Below are 17,186 nucleotides of genomic sequence, written 5' to 3' on the forward strand. Positions count from 1 at the left end.
TAGTTAGCCCTTTACTCCGCCAGACAGCGAGATGCCTTCAATAAAATATTTCTGTCCTACAAAGAAAAGAATAAGTGATGGCAGCATTGTAACAACGGATGCGGCCATTAAATAGTTCCATTGAACATCATTCTGGCTTTTAAAGAAATTGATTCCCAAAGCTAGTGTATAAAGGTCGGGCTTGCTTAAATAAAGCAGCGGGCCCATAAAATCATTCCATGCCCCATTAAACTGAAAAATAGCTACCGTTATCAGCGCTGGCATGGTTAAAGGCACAATAATTTTCCATAGGATACCGAGCGTTCCAAGGCCATCAATTTTTGCTGCGTCTTCCAGCTCTGTTGGGATAGACATATAGAATTGCCGCAAAAGAAAGATAAAAAAGGCATTTCCAAAGAAAGCGGGAACAATTAGCGGCAGAAATGTATTAATCCAACCTAAACTCTTAAATAAGTAAAAGACGGGAATCATCGTCACAGCGGTCGGCAGCATCATTGTAGCGAGCATGACCAAGAAAAGGACATTCTTGCCTTTTGCACGGAACCGCGCAAAACCATAAGCGACAACCGTACAGGAAAGCAGCGTGCCAATGATCGTGCTCACTGTAATGATCACTGTATTTCCGAGCCATTTTCCAAATGGAAGAGACTGAAACGTCGTCACATAGTTATCCCACCGGATTGGATCCGGAAGCCATTTCGGAGGAAACGAAAAGACCTGCCAAGATTCCTTTAAGGAGGCAGAAACCATCCAGAAAAACGGAATGAGCATCACGATGGCTCCTAATATGAGTAACGAATAAACAATGAGCTGTCCGATGATCTTTGATGCTTTCAATTTTTTCTTATCATGGTTCTTTGCTTTATGAATTACTGAAGTTGACATCGCCGTTACCTCTTTTCTCCTTCATAATGCACCCATAAGGCGGAAGATCGAAAAACGAGCAGGGTAAAAATGAAGATGATGATAAATAAAATCCAAGCAAGGGCAGAAGCATAGCCCATATCAAATTCTTCAAATGCTTTTCGGAATAAATAATAGTTAAAGAACAAGGTGGAGTTTAAAGGTCCTCCCTTAGTCATCACATATGCCTCGCCAAAGGTTTGCAGCGCACCAATAATACCGGTAATTAAGTTGAAAAAGATGGTCGGAGTGAGCATCGGAACCGTAATATGCATGAACTTTTGAAACTTGCTTGCTCCATCAAGGTCAGCAGCTTCATATAAATAATCTGGTATGCCATTGAGACCAGCGAGCCAGATTATGATGCCGCCGCCTACACCCCATAAACTCATGATGACAATAGACAACAACGCCCACTTAGGGTCAAAGATCCAGCCAGGCCCCTTGATTCCAAAATAACCAAGGACGGTATTTAAAAGTCCAATCTGGGGATTAAAAATGTACATCCAAAGAACCATAACTGATACTCCACTTACGACCGCAGGGAGGTAATAGATCGTTCTAAAGATGCTCATTCCCCGTACAGCCTGATTCAGCAACATTGCCACCCCAAGTGAAACAATCAGTCCAATAGGAACGGAGAACAATGAATAAATCATGGTTACTTTGAGTGCCTGCCAGAATAAAGGATCGCCTGTAAAGGCTTTTACATAATTATCGAGGCCTGTCCATTTGACAGGCGTCAATAGATCCCAGTCTGTAAAGCTGATATATAGAGAAGCAATCATCGGACCCAAAATAAAAAAAAGAAAACCGAGCAGCCAAGGAGAAATGAGTAAATAAAAGGTGAGTCCTTCTCTTCTCTCTGAATTCAGCCATCTTTTTTTCGTTTTTGCCTGATAGATCAGCGGACGTTCAGTAACAGTATTCAAATTAGATTCTCTATGCATGATTTCACCTCTCATCTACTGATTAAGGTGAGTCTGTCATTGACCCACCTCAATCTATTGATTCCATAATCCTCTTATTTTTGTGCTTTACCTAACTCTTCATCAGAATTTTTAGCCGCCTGATCCAACTCTTTATCAATGTTCATTTTTTTGCCAAGCATGAATCGTTCCATCAAGTTAGCTACTTCCTTGCTGCCAGTCGCTTGATAGTAAGGACTGATTCTTTCAGGGAACATTTGAACATTTTGAATCCCATCTACAAACGGTTTAAAGTCCTTGTCTGTTGTTTGACCTTTTTCTTCAGCTACTTTCTTAACAGCTGTAAAAGCATGGTCGGCAAATACTTTACCGCCTTCAGCACCTGTAAGGTACTTTAAGTAATCCCATGCTGCTTTTTTGTGTTCAGACTTAGAATACAATCCATAGCCTGCATAAAAGATACTGTTTACTTCACCCTTAGGTCCTTTAGGTACATCCACAGTTCCGAATTTCAAATCTGGATTTTTTCGATAGTCCATGATCGGCCATCGTCCACCTAGGGCCATCGCGGTTTTTTGAGCTCCAAAAAGATCTACACCTTTAAATGCTTCCGAATCAGAGGTCGTAGGTACGATCTTGTCTTTAAAGTACATATCATGGTAGAAGTTCAGCGCGTCTTTTGAACCGTCGCTGTTTAAATATCCTTCAAACTTCTTCCCGTCATTGCTGATAAAGCTGCCACCATATCCGTATAGAAGCGGAATTAGGAAGCGCTGTTCAGCTCCGCCCATCTCCGTTCCCCAATGAACAATGTTGCCATTTTCCTTTTTGGTTAATTTCTTAGCTGTGGCGTAAAAATCATCCCACGTCCATCCTTTTTTGGGATAAGGAATCTTTGCTTCATCAAACATTTTCTTGTTGTAGTAAACGGCAAGCGTGCTGTAATCCTTTGGAAGCGTATACAGTTTACCGTCAATCTTTCCTACATCTAAAACGTTTTGGTAATAATCGTCATAATTAATCCCGTTTTTTCCTTTGGCATAGTCGGAGAGATTTTCAAAAGCGCCTTTTTCCATATAAAGCCTGATGTCGCCATCACCAACTTGAAAGATATCAGGAGCGTCTCCGCCTGCAATCTGCGTCAGAAGCTTCGTACCGTACTGATCAGGGACCGATTCAATTTCAATTTTCACATTCGGATGTTTCTTCATATAGGAATCGGCGACTTTTTGCTGCAAGGCCTGGCCTTCTCCGCCTTCCCATGTTCCAACTCTCAGGGTGATCTGGTCGCCTTTGGCATCAGTACTGGTGTCCTTGCTGCACCCAGTTAACATTAGTCCTGCCGCTAGAGACATGGTTAAAAGCATCTTTCCGGCTTTTTTCATTTCGTTGTTCCCCCTTCAATCCATTTTTATATTGTTAGTGGTTAAACCACGGACAACCGGAAAACCCAAAACGTTTCGGGTTTATGCGTTAGTATAATATGTATAGTTGTCTCGAAAACGGTTTCGGATTTTTAGAAGAGACTGCCCCTCATTTAAAGGATGGATGCAGTTGATTCTCTTATAACTAATTTGCTGTTTAGAACTCTTTGATGAGGCTCCACTTGGTTCTCCAGTATACTGATTAGCATTTCAGCTGCTTGATAGCCCATCTGGTATTTATCTTGAGAGATTGTAGTTAGAGCAGGAGTAACATAGGATGCCAAAACAATATCGTCATAGCCGATAATGGATAGTTCATCCGGCATCTGAATATTTAATTTTTTTGCCGCCCTTATGACTCCCAAAGCCATTAAATCACTTGCACAAAATATTGCTGTGATCTCCGGATGGTTCTGAAGCATCTGCAACGCCTTTTCTTCGGCTATAACTTCTGAAAAAGCACCATTGGCAATCCATTCCCTGCGAACGATGATTTCATTCTCAAGCAGAGCCTTCGAGTATCCTTCTAATCGATTCTTGCTGACAAAAGCAAAATCGTGTCCGTTCATAAACCCAATGTTCTTATGGCCTAACTCGATCAAATATTCAACAGCGGTCTTTGCTCCAAGAACACTATCTGTTGTAATAAAGCCGACTTTGTTCGAACGGATGGGAATATCAATGAGTACACATGGGATATCGCTTGTTACAATTTCTTTAAGATAGAGGTCATTGGTTTTTATACCGGAAATAATCACCCCGTCTACTCTTCTTTCCCTGCAAACTTGAGCATACGTTTTAACTTTCTGTTTGGCGGAACTGGTACTGAACAGCACCAAATCATAGTCATGCTGTCCTGTACAATCATTGATTCCACAAAGGACTTCATAAGTAAAGTTATCTTTTACCCCTTCCCTGAACATTTCAGAAACGAGAAGTCCGATTGTTCTTGTTTTCTTCATTACTAGGCTGCGGGCAATGGAGTTCGGACTGTAGTTCAAATCTCTGGCCGCTTGCTTAACTCTTTGTTTTGTTTTTTCACTGACATCGTAATAATCATTAAGCGCGCGGGAAACCGTTGTAATGGAAAGTCCGACCCTTTTGGCAATGTCTTTTATCGTGGTCAAGTTCCATTTCCTCCAAAACGTTTTGGTAATGCTACAAAAATTATAACGCAATATCGAAAGCGTTATCAATATTTATTTTTATAATTTTCAGATATTTTTAATCGCTTCAATAATGAAGACAGATGATTCACTCTTACCGTGTTTCGATACAGTCATTCCCTCTTGAAGAAGCTGTTCCCCGCTCCGTATGATCGAATGTCCACTATCCATATCCGTAACGATGTAATCTGACATTGAGTTAAGCCCTTTGCATTTTAACTTTATTTCTTCCTGTTGCTCATAGATTGAAAAATAGAAGACGAGACTGCTATCCTCATCCGACAATACATATTGAAAGCCACCATAACTTATCTTATTATCATTTTCATCACGGTTGCATTGTTCATTTAAACGATATAGGTCCCCGTTCTGCACAAAGGGAAATACCTTTTCCTTATAAAACTTGATGTTTTTTTTCACTTCCTGCCTTACTCGTTCTTTCCATTCTGGCAATGGATGAGAGAGACCAAAACGATGAATCATAGCTGTCCTCATATGAAATGCTATCTCTTTTTCCGTACACTCATTCAGCCTCAGTGGCGGAAAAGCATAATCACCGTTCACATTCGGTTTGGATTGAGACCAGGCAAAATGCAAACAAGCAGAAGGGGGCAATAAAAGGCTTGAGGCCCAAAATACCTGAAGCTGGTGGAGCAAATAGTCAGGGTCACTTAAAAAATTTACATGATTATGCTTCATGATTCCCAAATCTGTCCGCAAGCCCCCGGATGAACAATTTTCTAAAATAACATGAGGATGCTTTTTTCGAATCATATCCAATACTCTGTAGTAGCCAAGGTAATGCTCAAACAGTCCATCTCCAGCGCCATGTCCATGATCTGTACGGCTGCATCCAGCGTGAGGATCAAGATTAAAGTCTAATTTCAGCCAATCACACTGATAGTCGATAATTAAACGGTCCAGGACTGAAATGGCCCAATCTTGTGCTTCCACATTTCCGAAACAAATGTAACCAAGATGCTCTCCGTTTCGTTTAGCAATAAAATCTTCACGTCTGGAGCCGATTTCTGCCTTTTTCCCCAGTCCTTCAATTTCACACCAGAAACCAAACTTCATGTTTCTTTCATGGACTTCATCACTTAACGCTCTTATCCCTGAAGAAAAACGATATGTGTTTACCTTATCCCAATCACCCCGCCAATCAAACCATTCTGAGTGGCCATCCGGCGGACCAAACCATCCGGCATCCAATGTGCAGACATCGATTCCAAGAGATTGTGCAATAGCAGCATTCTCTTTAAAGATGATCTCATTGATTTCACTGTCTTCATAGGTCCACCAATGATTCCATTCCACTAGAGGATTATCTAATTCTTTGTTGGCAGGAATCCAAAACTCCCTTGCCCAGCGGTTAAATCGAACAGCCATCTCATTCATGTCGTGGCAGTCTGATTCAATAGTAAGGATACGAACACTTTCCATATCTTCCTCAGGAAACAACTCTTTGTAAAACTCCCAATCTGAAAGTCCTCCACTGAGATGGACACCTTTCATGCTGGGCTGAAAACGCAGCACCCAGTTTCCGGACCAGGCGACCGTAACCATACGAACACTGCTTTCAGTGTTCAAAAAAACAAAGGGATGAACGGACGCTGAAGACCGGCCCAACCGATTCTCCAGAATTACTTCTTCATTTATTATTGTTTTAAAAGGCTGATATTCATTTCCCCAACCACTCTTGAAGCAGGTTAGTTCAGAAGCTGTTGGGATCCATTCATTAATACTGTCTATCCTATCAATTCTTAATATCTCCTTTGAGATATTCTTAACGGTATTCCAAAGTTCCTGTACCCCAGAGCCGGTGTATAATTTCTTGAAGTACTCCACTCTGAAGTTCTGAGATTCATACGTAAAACAACGTAAAATGAATGTTTTTTCATGACGTTCTTTTTCTTCTACAAACTTTAAATCTTCTAAATGATACTGCTGTCCATCACACGTTACAGAAAACCCCATCTCTTCATTCCTTTCTGTTCATTTGCAGAAACCTGTGACATTTTTCTACAAAACTATTAATTCACCACTTATTAAGGATTCCCTTGTGAAAAATACAAATAAATGGCCTGACTCTTACTCCTAATTTATACCGATCAGCCTTTAAGAAAATAGAGGAATTGGATAAGAAGATGTCAAACAGTTAGTTAACACCTTGGAAAAGACGATGACGTTAAATTACTAGTAAAGGTGGCAGTTTGGATTATGAATACCATTCACGGTGTCTTGGAACGAAACGCCCGGAAGTTCGAAACGAAAGAAGCTTTTATTTCTGGCACAGCACGATTGACGTACGCGGATATGAACGGCAAAGCCAATCAGCTTGCCCGACTACTGATTGAAAACGGCGTCAGGAAGAACGAACGAATGGCGATCATGTCGCGAAACAATGAGCATTTCTTCTATGCGTATTTTGCATTATTAAAAGCGGGAGCCATTCCTGTTCCTCTCAACACACGGCTCAAGTCGACCGAGGTCCATTCTATTTTAGAAAGAATGGATTGCAGAGGAATCCTTTATGAGCAATCTTTTCAGTCATGCGTTTCACAGGAGGCTATAGTATTACCACTTCTGGCGGTTTCCTTGGAACATGCCGTTAACCAATCCCACCCCTTCTCATCCGATAATCTGAACTTCTCGATTGATACGAACGAGATTTGTGAGATCATGCTCACTTCAGGAACGACAGGTCTCCCTAAAGGAGTAATGCTTACTCATGCTCAGGTTTCCTCTGTTGCCATGGCGATCGCAGTAGAATTCCATTTAACTCACCAGGACCGTATACTCTCTCAGATGCCTCTTTCCCATTCTGCTCCCCTGAATTGTTTTTTCATGGGCGGGCTTTATTGCGGTGCTTCTCATGTTCTTGGAGATTTCACACCTCAGAACTTTCTCCAAAGGATCCATCAAGAAAAAACGACATTCACCTTTGCCTCTCCTATCGCATATTTGCTTGCAGCCAAAGAACCTTCCCTATCGAATTATGATCTATCCAGCATGCGGGTATTCGCCTATGGCGGTGGAGCCATGCCGCTTGCTTCCTATCATTTCGTAACGAAAGCCTTTCATAACAAAAACTTTTATCAGGTATACGGGTTGACGGAAGCCGGGCCGAACGGGTCCCTTTTGCGCCCGGAGGAACATGAACATAAACCAGGAAGCATTGGTAAAACCCCGGTAGTAAATATGGAGATGAAAGTCATCAATGATGATGGAACAGAAACTGCTCCTGGCGAATACGGTGAAATTATTTTAGCGGGCGACAGTGTCATGTCCGGCTATTTCAACAACAAAGACGCCACCGAGGAAATTCTTCGTGAAGGGTGGATTTATACCGGTGACATTGCTTACCGAGACGAAGATGGCTATCTATTCATTGTTGACCGTAAAAAAGACATGATCATTCCGGGCGGAGTCAATGTGTATCCCCGGGAAATCGAAGAAACACTGACGAAACATCCAGATGTTCTTCAGGCTTGCGTTGTTGGGGTTCAAGATCAGGAGTGGGGCGAAACCATCAAGGCTGTTATTGTAAGAAAAGAAGATTCAGAGGTCTCAGAGGGTGAACTTAGAAGCTTTTTGTCTGGCCATCTTGCTGCGTATAAGTGCCCACGTACATACAGTTTTGTTACTGAACTGCCGTACAATGCCAACGGTAAAATCTTAAAACAGCTCGTAAAGGAGATGTGACACGTGAAAAACAGTTTAAAGAACAGCGGCTGTATCGACTATACAAAATGGAAGGAAGGAAATGAAGCCAATTGGTATAATGACGATCCGATCCTTGTCCGCTATGCGAAACGTTATTTATCAGTTCCGATGTTTACATATGTTGAATCCGCCTTTCAAAAAACAGGAGAGCTTGCCTCTGGCCCAATTGATCAGCGGGCTGTACATACCGATCGCGATGGAGCTCCGAAACTGATCCGTTATAACCGCAAAGGGGAAGAAATCAATAAAGTCTGGTATAACGAGGGATATTTGCAAACGGTAAAGGACGGTTATGGAACAGGTGTCGTATCCTATCGCTATGATGAGAACGCCCCTGAAAAAGTTCCTTTTATGGTAAACTCCATTTTGCTTTATTTGCTGTGTCAGGCCGAAAACGGTTTCACTTGCCCGGTAGGACTTTCCCAGTCTGTTGCCTTCGTTCTCGAGAAATTTGGTTCGACTCAGCAAAAGAACGATTACCTTTCCCGCCTGTCCTCTACCGATCCTAAAGTACACGCTCAAGGAGCGACATTTTTAACCGAGATACAAGGCGGGTCAGATGTGGGAGCAACCCAAACCATTGCAGTTAAACACGGCGACCACTATCTCCTGACAGGGGAAAAATGGTTCGCGAGCAATTGTGATGCCGAAATTGCCATTGCCCTCGCAAGAGTCAGCGAAAAACCATCTACAAAGGGACTCGGACTTTTTATCGTGCCAAGGACACTGTCAGATGGGACAAAAAACAAGGTAACGATAAGAAGGCTTAAGGATAAACTGGGTGTCCGTGCAGTCGCCAGTGGGGAACTCATCTTAAAGGAGGCAGTCGGATATCTCATTGGTGAAGAAGAGAACGGCTTTAAATACATGGCAGAAGCTCTCAATGTTTCAAGGCTTGGCACCTCACTCGCAGGGCTTGCAGTTGCAAGAAGAGCACTTCTCGAAGCGGCCGTCTACACAAGCCATCGTAATGCATTCGGGGCAGCGGTTATCTCTTATCCCATGGTACAGGAATCATTGACGAACATGATGACTGAAATTGAGGCAGCATGGTCGATCTCCACTCAAATGATTTCTTTATTCGACCGGGTGCATACCTTTAATGAATCCACCCCTGGAAGTACAGCCCTCCTCAGGATCCTGCTCTCACTAGCCAAATACCGGTGCAGCGAGCTAGGCGTATCTGCTGCCAAGGAGGCGCTTGAACTGCATGGAGGCAATGGATACATTGAAGAGTATGTTACCCCTCGCCTTCTTCGGGATGCTGTCGTTAATCCGGTTTGGGAAGGAACCGCAAGCATCCAATCGCTCGAAGTGCTAAAAACGCTACAGAAGGGCGGAACAGTACCGTTTTTAGAAGATTTGAATCAAACCCTGAACCAAATCGAAAATTCCGAACTTCTTCAGCTCCGAACCCAAATAAAGATGGAAGTTCAACGAATGGAAGAACTGTTTGAACATGTATTAAAACAAGATGGTCAGCAGCAAAGTGCCCTCGCGAAGAAAATGGCGGATTTTATGTATGATGTGTATACAGCCGTCCATCTACTGGAAGAAGCGCAATATGATCTTCAACATACGGGAGATAACAGGAGAATGATCGTCGCAGAACACTGGTACAGAATAAGATTTGATCGTTCTCCTGATCGCGGGATCCTGGGTGATACCATTACCGATGAGAAGTTTGAGAAAATCGTCTGCTTTCATTGAAAATTGAAGGATGAAGGAGCGGGGAAAACTCCGCTTTTTTTTTTTGCAAAAAAAGAACCGAATCAAAAGGATCCGGCTGCTCAAAGAGGGTATTTCATTAGGGGGTGTGTCAAGAGATTGTTTAATCCCAACGATTATACTCCATATCATACCACAACGCTTTAATAAGTAAACGCTTTTATGCATTAAATTAATAAAATTATTTTTTACACACCTGAAAAAGCCATAAATCCACCATCTACTGGAACAGTAATACCCGTCACAAATCCGGAGTATGATTCATCCGCTAACCAAAGCATCGTTCCTAGTAAGTCCTTTGGTTTCCCAAACCTCTTCATCGGAGTGCTTCCTATAATTTTACTTGACCGGTCTGTATAGCTTCCATTTTCCTTCAAAAGCAGTCCGCGATTTTGTGTCGTTAAAAAGAACCCCGGTGCAATCGCATTCACACGCAGGCCTGTTTCCGCAAAATGGACGGCCATCCACATCGTAAAATTATTGATCGATGCTTTTGCCGCACTATAAGCAGGCACTTTTGTCATGGGTGAGTAAGCACTCATGGATGAAATATTGATAACAGCCGGTGATTCTGCCTGCAGCAATGCCTTGCCGAATACTTGAGATGCAAGAAAAGTGCCGGTAAAGTTAGTTGAGAACACGTTGGAAAATCCGTTCTCATCCATATCAAAAAATGATTTTCCTGAAGCTTCTTCGTCGTATGTCTCAAAGTCAGTGATCGCACCAGGATGGTTGCCTCCAGCCCCATTGATCAGTAGATCGATGGAACCAAACGATTCTAAAATCTCCTCTTTCGCCTTTTCTAATGATTCCCGGTTCAAAACGTCAGCGGAGACAGAAAGAGCGGTGCCGCCAGACTGCCGGATCTCGTCGGCAACCTTTTGCCCTTTTTCAGCGGTACGGTTCAGAACTGCCACTTTCATGCCGTGCCGGGCGAGCTCACGGGCCATCTCGGAACAAAGGACCCCGCTGCCGCCGGTGATGACCGCTGTTTTATGGTTTAAGGTTTCATGCACGGAAATCATACGCTAACTCCTTTTTTACGCATGAAGTTGTAGCAGATGACCTTTACTCCAAATTCAGAAAGGTTGCGGATCGTTTGCTTATAATTTTCAATATAACGATTGCGTTCTTCATTGCCGAGTTTGATCGCTTCATGGATATTCACACTTTCTACAACCTCTGCATGAAATCCCTTTGATTGAATGTACTCCACTTCAGCCTTTATTTCTTCCTTATCCCATACTTCCCCGACAGGCTTTTGGTGCAGCGCCCAAACGATTCCCTTCACTCCTGGAATTTGTTTAACATAATCCAGTGTGACCGTATCGTTCCCGCGGCCGTACCATCGAAATGTGATATTCATCTTACACCTCCGTATCGTTCAGTGGTTAAGTAAATAGATTAAGAGAGTACACTCTACTTCTTTTGGGACCTAAAGTCAGGATTTCTTTTTAAAGCCGCTCCAATAAGTGCTGCCTTTCCGTCAAGATGGCTAATGAACAATCTGTCTACTGTTCCTTGCTGTTCCGGCAAGACTAAGTCCTTTAAAGAATCCTTGATTGATCGTAACAAAAAGGGGTTTTGGGTTATTACACTACCTCCGATGATTATTTTATGAGGATCTAACAAATTAATAATGGTGTAAATTCCCTTACTAAACGTTTTGATCACATCATCCATCAATACAATGGAACACGAATCACCTTTATAATAGTTCTTGACCCATTCCTTTGTGGAAAAATGCTGACCGGTTTGAACCCTTCCTCTTCTGGAAATAGCTGGGCCACTTGCAAGCTCCTCGATTCTCTGATTGCTTGATGTAACAAAAGATAATCCAAGTTCTCCGGCAAAACCACGTCCATTGAGGACTGATCCCTTATACAAGGTGCAGCAAGCAATACCGGTACTCCATGTGATATACACAAAAATTTCGTTTGATTTACTGTTAGCATGCAGCCACTCGCCATATGCAGCCATAACGACATCATTATCAATCCAGACTTCCGTTTGAAATGTATTTCTTAACCTTTCTGCAATGGGAAAGGACGACCAGGAAAGATTGTTTTGATAGACAGCCATTCCTTTTTCCACATCCACTTTTCCAGGAACACCTGCACCAATACCATGAATATCTTTCCATGAAACACAAGCATCTGACACCACTCTTTTAATGCAATTCACAACTTGATCGAACATTTCTTCAGGGTGATGAGGCTTGCTTTGAATGGTTTTTACTTCCTGGCAACTTCCTTGTTCATCGACCAGACAAGCCGCAATTTTGGTACCGCCGATATCTACACCAATAGAATACATCGGTTGACCTCCTATGAAGAAAAGCTAATCTTAACCACCTGATTAAGATTTCTAGGATGGTCGGGGTTTAATCCTAGCGCAGTTGCCCGATAATAGGCTAGTATTTGTAAATAAGGCATTAGACACAGTAAAGCTGCTTTACACTTGGAACTGCATGGAACGGTAATAACAAGGTCTGCTCCTAATCGTTCATGCTGGTTTCCAATCAGGACTGTCCGCCCGCCGAATGACTGAACATCGAGAAGCAGCGATTCTTCTATTTTTCTTGGCAGCTCACCTGTTGATAACAATAATACAACGGTCTTTTCATCTACCATTGAGATGGGGCCATGCCTAAATTCAAGGGCAGAATAAGCCTCACATTCGGTTTGTGTCATCTCTTTTAATTTGAGGCAGCCTTCTTCCGCTAATCCAAAAGAGCTTCCCGTTCCAAGAAAAATAAACCGTTGATTCTGCTCAGTCTCAGCAATCTCACGCATCATTTCTGTATCCTTCAACGTCTCTTTTACTATTTGGGGAACAAGCAGTAAATCATGCAGCTCAAGCTGAGCCAGTCTGGCAGAATATAGCTGTAGTGCGTACAGCATGTTCGTGAACGATTGAGTCATGACAACACTTTTTTCTTGTACGTGATTCAATATGATAGATTCTCCACTTAATTGAGTAATTTCGGAATCGGCATGGCAAGTCACAGCAAGGGTTGCAATTTTCTTATTTCCTTTTACCGATTTTAATGCGTGCAGAACTTCAGATGTTGTTCCAGACCGGGAAATAGCGATTAGTTTATAATGGCAATCTTGTGCAAATGTCTGTTGAGGATGTAAAAAAACTTCCGAAGCTGGAACCGCTTGAGCAGCCATTCCTGTTGTTTCTTGAAAAAAACGAGAAGCAGAAATGGCAAGATAATAAGAGGTTCCGCATCCAATAAACAAGTGAACACATTTATTTTCAGGTTTCTTTATTGAAAGATCCAACATAAGTTTTTGGGTTGTTTCCAATGTTGCTGCCTGTGAATGGATTTCTTGAAACGTATATGAGCTACTCATTAATAGTACTCCTTTCCATTACGTAAGATGGCTACACTTTTTTTCAATTCGTTCCATTTTTCCAGCGATATAACTCCAGCTCTTTCTTCCATGGCATTAGCAGCTGCTGCAGCTGCTGCAGCTCGCAATACTTCGGCTGTTTTTTTACCTTCTATCATTTTTGCAATGAGAGCGGCAATGAGTGTATCTCCGCAGCCAACCGTATTTACTGCTTGTAATTTAGGAGGCACCACTTTCCATCTCTCACCATGGATGACGGCAAACAATCCGTTTTCCCCCATCGATACAAAAGGATAAGAGATACCTAGATTTTGGCAGTGTATGATCCAATCATAAATATCATCCTCTGACCAAGTTGTTCGGTTTGTCATCTCTATAAGCTCCTGAAAATTCGGCTTGATCATAAATGGCTTAGCTTTAATTGCTTCCTTTAAGGACTCACCGCTTGTATCCACGACCGCCTTTACGCCTAAAAGTTGAACTATACCTACCAAATCCTTGTAGGTGTATGAAGGCAAACCAGAAGGAAGACTGCCCGAAAAAACAACAAATTCACTTATCTTTGCAAGCTTCTGCAGGCGGCGGCGAAACCCGCCATATTCTTCCTCTGAAATGACAGGTCCTTTCTCCAATAGTTCTGTTTGGCTCCCTGCCTCTTCCTCCAGTATCGTCATACACAGTCGGGATTCACCTGCTGCAGGTTCAAAATCATGTTTCACTGCAGAGAGATCCAGCATGTTACATATGCTCTTTCCGTTAAAGCCCCCAGCAAACCCAGTGGCAATGACAGGAATATGGAAAGCTTTTAATACTTTTGCCACATTGATACCCTTGCCTCCCGGTTCTTTGTGACATGTTCCTACCCGGTGTATGTGGCCGGTTCTGAGGCTGGAAAGTTTATAAGTAATATCAATAGCAGCATTTAGGGTAACTGTCGTAACAAATTTCTGATTTGTCATTGTACGGCTTTTGGAATGGGCTTCAGCAGCAATAGTTTTTCTTTCACGATGGATTTTACAGCTTCTCTTGATGTCACGAAAACCTTACGCGGATCATTCTGAAGAGGATTTTCATGTAAAAAATGGGACAGCTCTTTAAAAAAAGCCTGCTTTAACTCTGTTGAGAAATTCACTTTACTTACGCCACAGCCTATCGCCCGTTTTAGGTCTTCATCCGGAACTCCGGACGCTCCATGCATAACGATAGGAACTCCGGTTTGTTCCGAGATTTTTTTTACACGGTCAAAATCGAGCCTTGGCGCCTTTTTATACTGACCATGAGCTGTACCAAATGCTGCAGCTAAAAAGTCAATCTTCGTTCTATACACAAACTCCTCTGCCATGGAAGGGTCTGTATAATATTCCATGTCTTGTGATTCATCGTCTGCCTTTCCGATAGCTCCCAATTCTGCTTCTACTGGTACATCTACATCGTGGCAAACACTAACTACTTGTTTAACCAAATCGATGTTCTCTTCAAATGGGAGGAGAGAACCATCAATCATTATGGAATTATAGCCTCCACGCACACATTGATGTACGGTTCTTATGCTTTCTCCATGATCCAGGTGGAGGGATACTGGAACACTGACACCGTCAGCTGCGGTTTTAACCATGCTTACCATATGATCCATTCCCATATAATAAATGGTTGCAGGTGTGGATTGTAAAATTATCGGTACGTTCAAATCATCAGCAGCTTCAGTAATGGCTCGAATCATTTCCAAGTTATGAGCGGGAAATGCTCCGATCGCATAATGGTTTCGATAGGCATCATTCACCATTTCCTTTGAGCTAACTAACGGCATTGGTATCCTCCTTTACATCATTGATTTTCCTTTTAAAGCGGTTCTTTTTCACAAAATCATCGTCATTTAAGTGGGGATATTGATGATAGAGCCGATTAATTTCCTCCATTTGTCCCGGTGATAGATCTTCCTTTTGATTTAAACACCATCTTCCTTCCAGCATTCCTTGCCTTCGAAGTATTTCATGGATGCCAGGAATACATCCAGAAAACTGATGGGCAGCATCAAAAATTACAGCATTAGCATCCGTTATTTCTATATTCCGTTGCAATAAGTCATCATAACTTACTGCGTTCGGAGCATTCTGCAGCCTTTTTTTTATGTCCTCCAATAGTTCCACTGCTTTCTTGGTCCAGACTGCCCAATGGCCAAGCAGTCCTCCGACAATTCTTTTCTCAACCAATCGGCCATCGATAACAAAACGGTAAGGTGTGAGTAAATCAGCTACAATATTGTCGTCATTCCCCGTGTAAAGTGCTATTTCCTCTGTTCTTCCTGATTCACAGACTGCTCTTACAACGTCTATTGTTTGATAACGATTGAACGGAGCAATCTTGATTGCCATCACATTTGATAGGTTCGCTATTCTTTTCCAGAACTCATAACTTAGGATTCTCCCGCCAACAGAAGGCTGCAAATAAAAACCAAAGACCGGAATAATGGAAGAGATGGCTTCCATTCGTTCAAAAAGCTGTTGTTCTGTCCATTCAGACAGCCCACCCATGCTGACCAAACCTAAATCGTAGCCAAGCTCTCTTGCCAGCCTTGCCTCTTTTAACGCTTGATCTGTTGGTCCGCAAATTCCTGCAACCATAACAAACGGCCTGTTAAGGCTTGCGCCAGCTGCTTCCTCTATCGCTAATCTCAAGACCTCTTCAAACATTTTTGGCTGATCGCGAATTTCAAACTGGGTGGTATGCACTCCTACTGCAAGACCACCGGCACCTGATGCAATGTAATACCTTGTTAAACTTTTTTGGCGTTCTCTATCCAGTTGCCGTGAAGAAGTAAGGGCTAAAGGGTGGGCGGGTATTACCATACCCGATAAAAGAGCTTTATGCTTTTCTGGGCAAAGCTGTGCATTCATTTAAAAAGCTCCTTCCCGTTGCTGAAAATGAGTCGGCTTGTTAATCATTATTCCGTCTTTTTCGACCCACCGGGCAACCCATTCAATCATCTGCTGAAGCGGCACATTGGGATAACCCAATAATTGATGAGCTTTTGATGCATTGCTTAATAACGCTGTTTCTTTTTCTTCATTTAGAAAAACGGGTTCCTTTTGCAGCAGATTTCCAAACTGTCTGGCAAGCCCGCGGATAGAGATGGTTTCTGGACCTGTTACATTTATAATCAATGGCGAAGAGTCTGCCAATCTTAAACTTCGGATGGCCATTTCGTTGGCGTCTCCCTGCCATATGACATTTACATGCCCCATATTTAAATCAATGGGTTTTCTTTCTTTTACTTGCCTTGCCACATCCAGCAGCACACCATACCGTAAATCAATGGCATAATTTAATCGGAAATGGACGATTTTGATTTGATGCAGGTGAGCAAAATATTCAAAAATACGTTCTCTCCCCAAGCAGGATTGAGCGTATTCCCCTATTGGGCCAGTTGGATGGGTTTCTGTGGCTCCACCTTTTGATACAGGTGTCAAGGGATATACATTTCCAGACGAGAAATTGACAATATTTGCTCCTTTAAATTTTTGGGCCACACATGCTGGCAAGTAAGTATTCATAGCCCATGTATAGGCCTCATTGCCGACCGTTCCAAATTTAAATCCAGCCATATGGATAACATTTTCAGCTTCTGGGAGTTGATTCAGCTGATGAGGATCCAATAAATCCGCAGCGATAGTTTCTACTCCTTCTTGCTCTAATTCTATTCGGGCTGGGTGGTTGCTGAAGCGGGATACAGCAATGATTCTTTTTGAGAGCCCCGCTTTATCTGCAGCCCTTCTTGCCATCTTTGCCAAAGTTGGCCCCATTTTCCCGCCTGCCCCAAGAATGATAATGTTACCGGAAATGCTTCTTATATCTTCAATTAATCTTGGTGATGGTTCCGAAAGCTTGTTTTCTAATTCCGCTATTGTATTCATAGTCTCTATCAACTCTCCTTTTTAAGACAAGTCTTTT

Annotated in this window: 14 protein-coding genes and 1 pseudogene; 2 read left to right on the plus strand and 13 right to left on the minus strand. The window is 42.5% G+C overall.

Translation table 11 applies throughout. From position 1 onward, the window contains the following. Positions 1–3: 3 nt before the first annotated feature. The 5 genes from AR335_RS04665 to AR335_RS04685 all read right to left on the minus strand — a co-directional run bounded on the left by AR335_RS04665 (position 4) and on the right by AR335_RS04685 (position 6,399). A complete protein-coding gene (locus AR335_RS04665) occupies positions 4–885 on the minus strand; it encodes a carbohydrate ABC transporter permease (RefSeq protein WP_062232366.1) in 882 nt (293 codons plus the stop codon). Positions 886–890: 5 nt separating this feature from the next. Next, complete coding sequence (locus AR335_RS04670; RefSeq protein WP_082683360.1) at positions 891–1,853, minus strand: carbohydrate ABC transporter permease; 963 nt, start codon at positions 1,851–1,853, stop codon at positions 891–893. 74 nt (positions 1,854–1,927) lie between these two features. Beyond that, positions 1,928–3,217 (minus strand): ABC transporter substrate-binding protein, encoded by a 1,290-nt coding sequence (locus tag AR335_RS04675; protein ID WP_062232369.1) that lies wholly within the window; start codon positions 3,215–3,217, stop codon positions 1,928–1,930. 152 nt (positions 3,218–3,369) lie between these two features. Next, positions 3,370–4,383, minus strand: a complete 1,014-nt coding sequence (locus AR335_RS04680) for a LacI family DNA-binding transcriptional regulator (RefSeq protein WP_062232371.1) — start codon at positions 4,381–4,383, stop codon at positions 3,370–3,372. Between the two features lie 87 nt (positions 4,384–4,470). Further along, positions 4,471–6,399, minus strand: a complete 1,929-nt coding sequence (locus AR335_RS04685) for an alpha-galactosidase (protein WP_062232373.1) — start codon at positions 6,397–6,399, stop codon at positions 4,471–4,473. A gap of 243 nt (positions 6,400–6,642) precedes the next feature. Between AR335_RS04685 and AR335_RS04690 the strand changes: the two genes are divergently transcribed. Then, a complete protein-coding gene (locus AR335_RS04690; protein ID WP_062232375.1) occupies positions 6,643–8,127 on the plus strand; it encodes a class I adenylate-forming enzyme family protein in 1,485 nt (494 codons plus the stop codon). 3 nt (positions 8,128–8,130) lie between these two features. Continuing rightward, positions 8,131–9,858: an acyl-CoA dehydrogenase family protein gene (locus AR335_RS04695; protein ID WP_062232377.1), complete on the plus strand. Its 1,728-nt coding sequence runs from the start codon at positions 8,131–8,133 to the stop codon at positions 9,856–9,858. 206 nt (positions 9,859–10,064) lie between these two features. On the opposite strand, the gene AR335_RS04700 is transcribed toward AR335_RS04695, so the two are convergent. The 8 genes and pseudogenes from AR335_RS04700 to AR335_RS04735 form a co-directional block, all read right to left on the minus strand. Beyond that, positions 10,065–10,901, minus strand: coding sequence for an SDR family oxidoreductase (locus AR335_RS04700; RefSeq protein ID WP_062232379.1), 837 nt, complete (start codon positions 10,899–10,901; stop codon positions 10,065–10,067). A gap of 20 nt (positions 10,902–10,921) precedes the next feature. Beyond that, positions 10,922–11,242 (minus strand): annotated as a pseudogene (locus tag AR335_RS04705) (mannonate dehydratase); the annotation flags it as partial. A gap of 53 nt (positions 11,243–11,295) precedes the next feature. Further along, complete coding sequence (locus tag AR335_RS04710; RefSeq protein WP_062232383.1) at positions 11,296–12,192, minus strand: ROK family protein; 897 nt, start codon at positions 12,190–12,192, stop codon at positions 11,296–11,298. An 11-nt stretch (positions 12,193–12,203) separates the two neighbouring features. Next, entirely contained in the window at positions 12,204–13,238 is a 1,035-nt protein-coding gene (locus AR335_RS04715; RefSeq protein WP_062232385.1) for an SIS domain-containing protein, read from the minus strand. Next, positions 13,238–14,197, minus strand: coding sequence for a 1-phosphofructokinase family hexose kinase (locus AR335_RS04720; protein WP_062232386.1), 960 nt, complete (start codon positions 14,195–14,197; stop codon positions 13,238–13,240). The genes AR335_RS04715 and AR335_RS04720 overlap by 1 nt, the downstream gene beginning before the upstream one ends. After that, on the minus strand, positions 14,194–15,045 hold the full coding sequence (locus tag AR335_RS04725; RefSeq protein WP_062232387.1) for a class II fructose-bisphosphate aldolase: 852 nt from the start codon (positions 15,043–15,045) through the stop codon (positions 14,194–14,196). The genes AR335_RS04720 and AR335_RS04725 overlap by 4 nt, the downstream gene beginning before the upstream one ends. Beyond that, entirely contained in the window at positions 15,032–16,132 is a 1,101-nt protein-coding gene (locus tag AR335_RS04730; protein ID WP_062232388.1) for a dihydrodipicolinate synthase family protein, read from the minus strand. The genes AR335_RS04725 and AR335_RS04730 overlap by 14 nt, the downstream gene beginning before the upstream one ends. Beyond that, a complete protein-coding gene (locus tag AR335_RS04735; RefSeq protein ID WP_062232391.1) occupies positions 16,133–17,149 on the minus strand; it encodes an NAD-dependent epimerase/dehydratase family protein in 1,017 nt (338 codons plus the stop codon). It abuts the gene before it with no gap. Positions 17,150–17,186 lie beyond the last annotated feature (37 nt).

The sequence above is a fragment of the Fictibacillus sp. FJAT-27399 genome (assembly GCF_001510655.1).
GTDB lineage: Bacteria > Bacillota > Bacilli > Bacillales > Fictibacillaceae > Fictibacillus_C > Fictibacillus_C marinisediminis.